We start from the raw sequence: 10,192 nt of genomic DNA, 5'->3' as shown, positions 1-10,192 counted from the left end.
TCCCAGGCTGCGTCATCCTGGTCACCCACGACCGCTACTTCCTGGACCAGGTGACCAAGTGGACGCTCGAGCTCGATCGCGGCAAGGGTATCCCCTACGAGGGCAACTATTCCGGCTGGCTGGAACAGAAGACCAAGCGCGTCGTCCAGGAGCAGTCGGAATCGGCCGCCCGCCAGCGCGCGATGACCCGCGAACTGGAGTGGGTGCGCTCCGGCGCCAAGGCCCGCCAGGCCAAGTCCAAGGCCCGTCTGGCCGCCTATGACCAGATGGTCCGCGAGCAGGAGAACGCCCGCGGCGCCCAGACCACCGCCACCATCCAGATCCCGCCCGGCCCGCGCCTTGGCGGCGTTGTGCTGGAGGCTCAGAACCTCTCCAAGGCCTATGGCGACAAGGTGCTGTTCGAGGACCTGTCCTTCAAGCTGCCGCCCAACGGCATCGTCGGCGTCATCGGACCGAACGGCGCCGGCAAGTCGACCCTGTTCAAGATCATCACCGGCCAGGCGACCCCCGACGGCGGGACCTTCCGGGTCGGCGAGACGGTCAAGCTCGCCTATGTGGACCAGAGCCGCGACGCGCTCGATCCCAACAAGACTATCTGGCAGGAGGTCTCCCAGGGCCTGGACATCCTCACCGTGGGCAAGCGCGAGATCAATACGCGCTCCTATGTGGGCTCGTTCAACTTCAAGGGCGGCGACCAGCAGAAGAAGGTCGGCCAGCTCTCGGGCGGGGAGCGCAACCGCGTCCACCTGGCCAAGACGCTCACCACCGGCGGCAACCTGATCCTGCTCGACGAACCGACCAACGACCTGGACATCGAGACCCTGCAGAACCTGGAAGAGGCCCTGGAGGAATTCGCCGGCTGCGCCGTGGTCATCTCCCACGACCGCTGGTTCCTGGACCGTCTGGCCACGCACATCCTGGCCTTCGAGGGCGACAGCCACGTGGAATGGTTCGAGGGCAACTTCGAGGCCTACGAAGAGGACAAGAAGCGCCGCCTGGGCGCCGACAGCCTGATCCCCCACCGGATCAAGTTCCACAAGTTCACGCGCTAGAAACCTGAGTCGTATGCGCCCGTCAGGGTAGACTCAGGGGCTTGAAACCCGCCATGATAGCGGGCGCGTTCACCAGTTTGTTTGGGTCGTTCGCCGTTCGGGGGGACGACCATGACCATGAGTTTTCAAGAGACGGCCGTCCATGTGACGACCCCCGACAACCAGACCCTGACCGGAACGGTCGGGGCCGACACCCTGGTCGGCGGAGCGGGCGCTGATTCCATCGCCGGCGGCGCCGGGGCCGACAGCCTCTCGGGCGGGGCCGGCGACGACGATATCACCGGCGGCGCAGGCGCCGACTGGATCGACGGCGGAACCGGTGTCGACTGGGTCTATCTGGACGAGCAGACCGGCCCGATCGAGGTCTGGCTGAACCAGGCCGCGCCAGCAGGTCACATCCGCGTCGACAACGCCGAGCTGATCATCGGCGGCGAGCTGGACTTCCGGGTCCACGGCGGACCCACCGCCGACGCGGTGATCGGCGGCGAGTCGGTCGACGAGTTCGACGGCGACGCCGGCGATGACGCGCTGGTCGGCCTGGGCGGTCCGGACATCCTGCGGGGCGGCACCGGCGACGACCTGCTGGACGGTGGCTCCGGCGACGACTTCCTGGACGGCGGCTCCGGCTTCGATGTGGCCGACTACAGCACCGCGACGGGTCCGGTCACCGTCAACCTCAACACAACAGCGCCTCAGGCGACGGGCTTCGGCTCCGACCGCCTGGTCAACATCGAGGCGGTCATCGGCGCGTTCGATTACAACAGCACGCTGATCGGCGACGCCGGGGCCAACGAGCTCTTCGGCTTCGATGGCGACGACAGGCTGATGGGCGGCGCGGGCGACGATATCCTGATCGACCAGGCGGGCGCCAATTTCCTGCGGGGCGAGGAAGGCAACGACTACCTCGAGGGCGGCGTCGAATTCGACGACCTGCACGGCAACATGGGCAATGACACCGTGGTCGGCTACCAGGGCGACGACTGGGTGGTCGGCGGCAAGGACAACGACGTGCTGGACGGCGGGTCCGGCGTCGATGTCCTCTATGGCAACATGGGCAATGACACCTGCTACGGCGGCGCTGACCGCGATGTCATGCGCGGCGGCCAGGACAACGACACCATGTCGGGCGGCGGCGGGGACGACTGGATGTCCGGCGACCGCGGCTGGGACACCCTGTCCGGCGGCGCTGGCGCCGACACCTTCCACATCTTCGCCGGCGCCAGCATGGACCGGATCATCGACTTCTCGACCGCCCAGGGCGACCGGGTGCAGCTCGAGATCGGTCAGGCCTACACGGTCAGCCAGCTGGGCGGCGACACGGTGATCGACCTGGGCGGCGGCGACCTGATGGTGCTGGAAGGCGTGACGCTCGCGACGCTGCCGCCGGGATGGATCTTCTCGGCCTAGCCCGCCTGGCCGATCGTCACCCCGGTCATGCTGATGGCGCCCAGCTCGATGGCGTCGTTGAAGAAGGCGACCTCGTCGCCTTCCTGCTGCGCGCCCAGGACATAGAGCAGGGGCAGATAGTGCTCGTCGGTGGGGATCGACAGCGCCGCGTCCTGGCCGAGGCTGATCCAGTCGACCAGGGGGGCGTGATCGTGGGCCGCGATGAGGGCCTTCACCGTCTCGTTGAAGCGCTCGGCCCAGTCGAAGTGCTGGGCGCTCTGAGCGCGGATGGCCACGCCCAGATTGTGCACCCAGTCGCCGGACCCCAGGATCAGCACGCCTTCCTCGCGCAGCACCGCCAGCCTGCGGCCGAGTTCGTAGTGGAAGGCGGGCGGCTGGCGCAGGTCGATGGCCAGTTGCAGGACCGGTGCGTCGGCGCGGGGGAACAGGTGGATCAGCACCGACCAGGCGCCATGGTCCAGCCCCCAGTCCTGGTCGTGGCGCACGGGGACGGGGGCCAGCAGGTCGGTGACCCGGTCGGCCAGCCAGGCGTCGCCGGGGGCCGGATAGGCGATGTCGTAGAGCGGCTTGGGGAAGCCGTGGAAATCATGAATCGTACGCGGCGCGCTCATCGCGGTGACAGCCGTCTCCTCCACATACCAGTGGGCCGAGATGCAGAGGACGGCCTTGGGCCGGGGCAGGCTTTCGCCCAGCGCCCGCCAGGCGTCGGCATAGGGACCGCCCAGGGCGTTCATCGGGCTGCCGTGGCCGACGAAGATCGCCGGCATATGGGGGACGCGTTCGCTCATGGCTCACCAGATCGTGTCGCGGGGCGCTAAGATCAATCGCCCACAGGCATGTCACGAACGCCGCGTAGGGGCGACAGCACCCCGATCAGCGGGATGACCAGGAAACCCATCGCCGCCACGAACAGCGCCAGGCGCGGGCCGATCAGCCCGCCCAGCCCGCCACCGGCCAGGGCGCCCAGGATCGCAGCCCCGCCGGCGCTGGCGTGGAAGGCCCCGCCGACCCGGCCGAGCACGCGCTGCGGCAGCAAGGTCTGGCGCAGGGTGGCGGTCAGGACGCCCGCCGCGACGGCCAGGGCGTCGCCGCTGACCTGGGTGGCGATCAACACGGCGCTCGCGCCCAGACGGTCCGTGGGAGCGAAGGCGATCAGCATGGCCGAGAGCCCCGCGCCCAGGATCGCGGTCAGGATCGCGGGGCCGACACCCAGGCGCCGTCCCAGCCAGGGGCCGAGCCACGCGCCGGCCAGCGCCCCGACCCCGCCCGCGGCGATCGCCACGCCGAGGATCGAGATGGGCAGGCCCAGGGTGCGGAGCGCGAATAGGATGTAGAGGGCCGAGAACACGCCGCCGAACAGGCCCTGGGCCACTCCCATCAACAGCAGGGCCCGCACCCGGACCTCGGCCCAGGCCAGCCGGAACCCCTGGACGGCCTCGGTTAGCCAGGGCGCGGGCGCCTCCGGCTCCGGCGTGGGCTCCGGCGCGCGGATCAGGGCCAGCAGCCCCGCCGAGACCAGGTAGGTCGCCGCGTTCACCGCCACGGCGAAGGGCGCCGTCAGCCACTGGAACAGCACCCCGGCCAGGGCTGGGCCGCCCACCTCGGCCACTGCTTCCGTCGAGGCCAGCTTGGAATTGCCGTCGATCAGGGCGGACCGCCCGACCAGGCCCGGAAGGTAAGCATGGCTGGCGATGTCGAAGATCACGCTGGCGGCCGCGACGGCCGCGGCGGCGATGAACACCTGGACCAGGGTCAGGGCGCCCAGCCAGGCGGCCAGGGGGATGGCGGCCAGCGCCGCGGCGCGGACCAGGTCGGCGACGATGAGAAGCGGCCGGCGGCGCACGCGGTCGACATAGCCGCCGCCCGCAAGGCCCGCGAAGACCATCGCGGCGCTGGCGATGGCCGCCAAGACGCCCAGGGTGGCCGCGCCGGCGCCCAGGCCGACCACGGCCATGATCGGCAGCCCCTCGCGGGTGATGCGGGCGCCAAACGCCGAGACGGCCTGGGCGGCCCAGAGGCGAGTGAAGTCGCGGTCGCGCCATAGCGCGTCGGAAGGGGTCATGGTGGGCGGTCCGTGGAGGAGGCCATGGGCGTACGCTCGCGCAAAGGTCGCGAGGGTTCGGTGCGTGGGCGCGATATTTGTTCGCCGCCTCGCTGGCCCACCTGGACCTTAAGTCCAGGGACCTTGGCGCCAAGTCAAGCCGCATGACGCGGACGCCCAGCTTAGCTATGGGTCGCAGATCGCCTGGAGATCCCCGATGCCTGAGACCGCCAAACCCGTCGTCCTGTTGTCCCATCAGATGCTCTCGCCCATGCAGGCGGCGCTGGAAGGGCAGGGCTATGAGGTCGCGCGGCGCTGGGAGATGACGGCGGAACAGGCCGCCCAAGTCCGCGCCATCGTCCACGCCGGCGAGATCGCGCTGGAGCCGGATTTCCTGGCCGGCCTGCCCAGCCTCGGACTGATCGCCTGCGTCAGCGTCGGCTATGACGGCGTCAACGTGCCAGCGGCCCGCGCGGCGGGGCTCCAGGTCACCCACGCCAAGGGGCTGAACGCCGACGACGTGGCCGACCATGCCCTGGGCCTGCTGATCGCCAGCTGGCGTAACATCGTAGCCGGCGACGCGGTCCTGCGGAGTGGCGGCTGGCGTGACGGCGACCGCATGGGCCCGCGGGCCGGCCTGCGCGGCCGCAAGGTCGGGATCGTGGGCCTGGGCGCCATCGGCGAGGCCGTCGCGGTGCGGGCCCAGGCGTTCGGCATGGAGATCGCCTGGTGGGGTCCACGCGAGAAACCGGACGCGGTCTGGCTCCGCGCCGAGAGCCTGCTGGCCCTGGCCGAGGCGAGCGACATCCTGGTGGTCGCCAGCCGCGCCGACGAGACCAATCGCGGCGTGGTGGACCGCGCCGTCATCGAGGCGGTCGGACCGCGCGGTATGATCGTCAACGTGGCGCGGGGCTCGATCATCGACGAGGACGCCCTGATCGCGGCCTTGAAGGACGGCCGCCTGGGCCGGGCGGGGCTGGACGTGTTCGCGGTCGAGCCGACCCCGCCCGAGCGTTGGGCCGGCGTGCCCAACACGGTGCTGACCCCGCACACCGCCGGCGGGACCGTGGACTCGATCCCGCGCATGGTCGGCCAGGCCCTCGAGAACGTCCGCCTGTTCCTGGCCGGCGAGCCGGTGATGAGCCCGGTTTCGCCCTGAGCGCGCCCAGGGCGATCGTCGCGCGCCGATGTGCTAGAATGGCCGAACAAACGCGCCGCCTTCACTTGACATAAAGACATAAGGATATCTTTATGTCGTCATGAGTCTCTCCACGATCCAGGCGGTCGAAGTGTTGCGCGCGGCGGGCGAGCCGACGCGGCTGCGAATCCTGGGCCTGCTGGCCCGCGAGGAACTGGCGGTGCTGGAATTGTGCCGCGTGCTGGACCAGAGCCAGCCCCGGGTCTCCCGACATCTGAAGCTGCTGGCTGAGGCCGGCCTGGTCGAACGCTTTCCCGATGGCGCCTGGGTGTTCTACCGCCTGGTGACGGGCGGCCCGGCCCGCCAGCTGGTCGACGAGGCCCTAGCCCTGATCGATCCGGCCGACGCCGGCCTGGCGCGCGACGCCGAACGCCTGCAGGCGGTGCGCGGCGAACGTTCGGCCGAGGCCGGCGAGTACTTCGCCCGCAACGCCGCGCGCTGGGACGAGATCCGATCGCTCTATGTGTCCGAGATCGCCGTCGAGGACGCGATCCTGCAGGCCGCCGGGCCCGGACCGTTCAAGCGGCTGGTGGACCTGGGCTCCGGCACCGGCCGGATGCTGACCCTGCTGGGCCCCAACGCGGAGGCCGCGCTCGGGCTCGACCTCTCCCAGCAGATGCTGAACATCGCCCGCAGCCATGTGGCCGAGGCCGGGTTGGAACGCTGCGAACTGCGCCACGGAGACATCTTCGGCACCCGCCTGCCCGACCAGAGCGCCGATCTCGTGGTGGTCCACCAGGTGCTGCACTACCTGGCCGATCCGGCCGCGGCCGTGCGCGAGGCCGCCCGGCTGGTGGCCGAGGGCGGCCGTCTGCTGATCATCGACTTCGCCCCCCACGCCCTGGAGTTCCTGCGCGAGCAGCACCAGCACCGCCGCCTGGGCTTCGCCGAACCGGAGATGGAACGCTGGCTGAACGAGGCCGGCTTGTCGAAGGTTCGCGCCAGCGGCCTGCCGCCGGCCCGCGACGACGGGCTGACGGTCAAGATCTGGGTCGCCGAACGCGCCCGCCAGTCCCAAAGGAGCGCCGCATGAGCCCTCATGAAACCGCGCTCGGCCCCGTGGCGCGCGCCGGCGCCGGAACCGCGCCGCGTCCCTCGGTCTCCTTCGAGTTCTCGCCGCCCAAGACGCCCGAGGCCGAGGCGAGCCTATGGGAGGCGATCCGCCGCCTCGAGCCGCTGAACCCATCCTTCGTTTCGGTGACCTACGGCGCGGGCGGCTCGACCCGCGACCGCACGCACCGCACCGTCGTGCGCATGCTGAACGAGACCAGCCTGCGGCCGGCCGCGCACCTGACCTGCGTGGAGGCCAGCCGGGCCGAGGTCGACGAGGTGGTGCAGTCCTACTGGGACGCCGGCATCCGCCACATCGTGGCCCTGCGCGGTGATCCGCCCGGCGTGATCGGCGGGGTCTATGTCCCGCGGGCCGACGGCTATCTGAACGCCACCGAACTCACCGCCGGGATCAAGGCGGTGGCGCCGTTCGAGGTGAGCGTCAGCCTCTACCCGCAGGTCCATCCCGAGAGCCCGTCGATCGAGCACGACATCGACGTCCTGAAGGCCAAGATCGACGCCGGCGCGACGCGGGCGATCAGCCAGTTCTTCTACGATATCGACGCCTATCTGTTCTTCATGGATCGGGTGCGGAAGGCCGGCGTCACGATCCCGATCTCGCCGGGGATCATGCCGGTGTCGAACTTCAAGGGCCTGAAGAAGATGGCGGGGCCGGTGGGCATTCCGCTGCCCGACTGGCTCGGCAACCTGTTCGAAGGGCTCGACAAGGACCCGGAGACCCGGAAGCTGATCGCCGGCTCCGTGGCCACCGAGATGTGCGTCCGGCTGGCCGAGGAGGGCTATTCGGACTTTCATTTCTACACCCTGAACCGGGCCGACCTGGTCTATGCGATCTGCCGGGTCCTGGGGGTCCGGGAGGTTCCGACGGAGTTTGCCGCATGAGCCGCACCCAACATATTGAAAAGCTTCATCAAATCTCCAAGGAGCGCGTCCTGATCCTCGACGGGTCGTGGGGCGTGATGATCCAGAAGCGCGGGCTGGTGGAGGCCGACTACCGGGGCGAGCGGTTCGCCGGCCACAATTCCGAGCTCAAGGGCAACAACGACCTGCTCTGCATCACCCGGCCCGACATCATCTCCGACCTGCACCACCAGTACTACGCGGCCGGGGCCGACATCTCCGAGACCAACACCTTCTCGGCCACCACCATCGCCCAGGCCGATTACGAGTGCGGGGAGGCGGTCTACGACATCAACTTCCAGGGGGCGAAGCTGGCCCGCGAGGCCGCCGACGCCTGGAGCGCCAAGGAGCCGCACAAGCCGCGCTTCGTGGCCGGCTCCGTCGGGCCGCTGAACAAGATGCTGTCCATGTCCTCGGACGTGAACGATCCCGGCGCGCGGCTGGTGACCTTCGAGGAGGTCTACCAGGCCTATCGCGAGCAGATGATCGCCCTGCACGACGGGGGCGTGGACCTGTTCCTGATCGAGACCATCACCGACACCTTGAACTGCAAGGCCGCGATCAAGGCGATCCTGGACCTGCAGGACGAGGGGTATGAGCCGCTGCCGATCTGGATCTCCGGCACCATCACCGACCGCTCGGGGCGCACCCTGTCGGGCCAGACGGTGGAGGCGTTCTGGAACTCGGTGAAGCACGCCAAGCCGTTCGCCATCGGGCTGAACTGCGCGCTCGGCGCCGACCTGATGCGGCCCCACATCGCCGAGCTGTCGCGGGTGGCCGACACCCTGGTCTCGGCCTATCCCAATGCGGGCCTGCCCAACGCCATGGGCGAGTATGACGAGCAGCCGCACCAGACCGCCCACGAGCTGCACGAATGGGCGCAGCGCGGGCTGGTCAACATCCTGGGCGGCTGTTGCGGGACCACGCCCGACCATATTCGCCACGTGGCCGACGCCGTGAAGGGCGTCACGCCGCGTCAGATCCCCGAACGGCCGACGGCCATGCGGCTGGCGGGGCTGGAACCGTTCGAATTGGCGTAGTCTCAGATCCTCCCCCAGCGCGCAGCGCGGCTTGGGGGAGGTGGCGCGCGTAGCGAAAGCGAAGCGTGACGGAGGGGGTTGAAGCGCTCAAAGCGAGTCAAAGTCCCCCTCAGCCGGCCATTCGGCCGACAGCTCCCCCAGAGGGGGAGCATCTTTGTAAGTGACGACCTAGAGCGGAATCCGGATGAGACCTGTCTTCATCAACGTCGGCGAGCGGACCAATGTCACCGGGTCGGCCAAGTTCCGGAAGCTTGTCGCCGAGGGGAACTATCCCGAGGCCCTGAGCGTCGCGCGCCAGCAGGTGGACGCGGGCGCATCGATAATCGATATCAATATGGATGAGGGTCTGCTCGACTCCGTCCAGGCCATGAAGACCTTCCTCAACCTGATCGCCGCCGAGCCGGACATCGCCCGGGTGCCGATCATGATCGACTCATCCAAATGGGAGGTCATCGAGGCGGGCCTGAAGTGCGTCCAGGGCAAGGCCATCGTCAATTCCATCTCGATGAAGGAAGGCGAGGCCAAGTTCATCGAGCAGGCCAAGGCCTGCCTGCGCTATGGCGCGGCGGTCGTGGTCATGGCCTTCGATGAGGTGGGCCAGGCCGATACGGCCAAGCGCAAGATCGAGATCTGCGAGCGGGCCTACAGGATCCTGGTCGACCAGGTGGGGTTCCCGCCGGAAGACATCATCTTCGACCCCAATATCTTCGCGGTCGCCACGGGGATCGAGGAGCACGACAACTACGCGGTGGACTTCGTCGAGGCCACGCGGGTCATCAAGCAGACCCTGCCCCATGCCCGGATCTCGGGCGGGGTCTCCAACGTCTCGTTCAGCTTCCGGGGCAACGAGCCGGTGCGCCGGGCGATCCACTCGGTGTTTCTCTACCACGCCATCGCCGCGGGCATGGACATGGGCATCGTCAACGCCGGCGACCTGCCGGTCTATGACGACATCCCCGAAGAGCTGCGCGTCGCCGTCGAGGACGTGATCCTCAACCGCCCGCAGCGCGACCCCAAACTGACCAACACCGAGCGGCTGGTGGAGCTGGCCCCCAAGTACAAGGGCGGCAAGTCCGAGCAGAAGGGCCCCGACCTCACCTGGCGCGAGGGCGCCATCGGCGCGCGGATCACCCACGCCCTGGTCCATGGCGTCACCGAGTTCATCGAGGCCGACACCGAGGAGGCGCGCAGCCAGGCCGTCCGCCCGCTGCACGTCATCGAAGGCCCGCTGATGGACGGGATGAACGTGGTCGGCGACCTGTTCGGCTCGGGCAAGATGTTCCTGCCCCAGGTGGTGAAGTCCGCCCGGGTGATGAAGCAGGCCGTGGCCTATCTGATGCCGTTCATGGAGGCCGAGAAGGAGGGCAAGCCGCGCGAGGCGGCGGGCAAGATCCTGATGGCCACGGTCAAGGGCGACGTCCACGACATCGGCAAGAACATCGTCGGCGTGGTCCTGCAGTGCAACAATTACGAGGTCATCGAC

The 10,192-nt window shown here is 69.0% G+C and carries 9 protein-coding genes; 7 read left to right on the top strand and 2 right to left on the bottom strand.

All coding sequences use genetic code 11. The features are described 5' to 3' along the window. Together ettA and Q8Q77_RS01280 are read left to right on the top strand one after the other, a co-directional pair. Window positions 1-1,052, top strand: a 1,052-nt coding sequence (gene ettA, locus Q8Q77_RS01285) for an energy-dependent translational throttle protein EttA (protein ID WP_305580376.1), incomplete at its 5' end; no start/stop codon positions are given. A gap of 117 nt (window positions 1,053-1,169) precedes the next feature. After that, entirely contained in the window at window positions 1,170-2,459 is a 1,290-nt protein-coding gene (locus Q8Q77_RS01280) for a calcium-binding protein (protein WP_305580374.1), read from the top strand. On the opposite strand, the gene ygiD is transcribed toward Q8Q77_RS01280, so the two are convergent. Then, entirely contained in the window at window positions 2,456-3,247 is a 792-nt protein-coding gene (ygiD, locus tag Q8Q77_RS01275; RefSeq protein ID WP_305580372.1) for a 4,5-DOPA dioxygenase extradiol, read from the bottom strand. The genes Q8Q77_RS01280 and ygiD overlap by 4 nt on opposite strands. Before the next feature lie 32 nt (window positions 3,248-3,279). Next, entirely contained in the window at window positions 3,280-4,521 is a 1,242-nt protein-coding gene (locus Q8Q77_RS01270; protein WP_305580370.1) for an MFS transporter, read from the bottom strand. Between the two features lie 196 nt (window positions 4,522-4,717). Here Q8Q77_RS01270 and Q8Q77_RS01265 point away from each other — a divergent pair, with 196 nt between their 5' ends. The 5 genes from Q8Q77_RS01265 to Q8Q77_RS01245 form a co-directional block, all read left to right on the top strand. After that, complete coding sequence (locus Q8Q77_RS01265; protein WP_305580368.1) at window positions 4,718-5,659, top strand: 2-hydroxyacid dehydrogenase; 942 nt, start codon at window positions 4,718-4,720, stop codon at window positions 5,657-5,659. Window positions 5,660-5,759: 100 nt separating this feature from the next. After that, window positions 5,760-6,731 carry a metalloregulator ArsR/SmtB family transcription factor gene (locus Q8Q77_RS01260; RefSeq protein WP_305580366.1) on the top strand — a complete coding sequence of 324 codons (972 nt, stop codon included), beginning with the start codon at window positions 5,760-5,762 and terminating at the stop codon, window positions 6,729-6,731. Beyond that, on the top strand, window positions 6,728-7,651 hold the full coding sequence (metF, locus tag Q8Q77_RS01255) for a methylenetetrahydrofolate reductase [NAD(P)H] (RefSeq protein ID WP_305580364.1): 924 nt from the start codon (window positions 6,728-6,730) through the stop codon (window positions 7,649-7,651). Before Q8Q77_RS01260 ends, metF begins: the two co-directional genes overlap by 4 nt. Continuing rightward, window positions 7,648-8,709, top strand: coding sequence for a homocysteine S-methyltransferase family protein (locus tag Q8Q77_RS01250; RefSeq protein WP_305580362.1), 1,062 nt, complete (start codon window positions 7,648-7,650; stop codon window positions 8,707-8,709). The genes metF and Q8Q77_RS01250 overlap by 4 nt, the downstream gene beginning before the upstream one ends. A gap of 184 nt (window positions 8,710-8,893) precedes the next feature. Beyond that, the coding region (locus tag Q8Q77_RS01245; RefSeq protein WP_305580360.1) for a dihydropteroate synthase at window positions 8,894-10,192 on the top strand (1,299 nt) is incomplete at its 3' end.

It is taken from the genome of Phenylobacterium sp. (assembly GCF_030698145.1).
Classification (GTDB): Bacteria; Pseudomonadota; Alphaproteobacteria; order Caulobacterales; family Caulobacteraceae; genus Phenylobacterium.
The sequence above is the reverse complement of the archived record's forward strand: the minus strand, read 5'-3'. Positions and strand labels throughout refer to the sequence as shown.

What these genes read in the sequence shown, in the direction of transcription:
- Q8Q77_RS01280 (WP_305580374.1), top strand. Translation starts at nt 1,170, where the DNA reads ATGAGTTTTCAAGAGACGGCCGTCCATGTGACGACCCCCGACAACCAG.
- ygiD (WP_305580372.1), bottom strand. Translation starts at nt 3,247, where the DNA reads ATGAGCGAACGCGTCCCCCATATGCCGGCGATCTTCGTCGGCCACGGC.
- Q8Q77_RS01270 (WP_305580370.1), bottom strand. Translation starts at nt 4,521, where the DNA reads ATGACCCCTTCCGACGCGCTATGGCGCGACCGCGACTTCACTCGCCTC.
- Q8Q77_RS01265 (WP_305580368.1), top strand. Translation starts at nt 4,718, where the DNA reads ATGCCTGAGACCGCCAAACCCGTCGTCCTGTTGTCCCATCAGATGCTC.
- Q8Q77_RS01260 (WP_305580366.1), top strand. Translation starts at nt 5,760, where the DNA reads ATGAGTCTCTCCACGATCCAGGCGGTCGAAGTGTTGCGCGCGGCGGGC.
- metF (WP_305580364.1), top strand. Translation starts at nt 6,728, where the DNA reads ATGAGCCCTCATGAAACCGCGCTCGGCCCCGTGGCGCGCGCCGGCGCC.
- Q8Q77_RS01250 (WP_305580362.1), top strand. Translation starts at nt 7,648, where the DNA reads ATGAGCCGCACCCAACATATTGAAAAGCTTCATCAAATCTCCAAGGAG.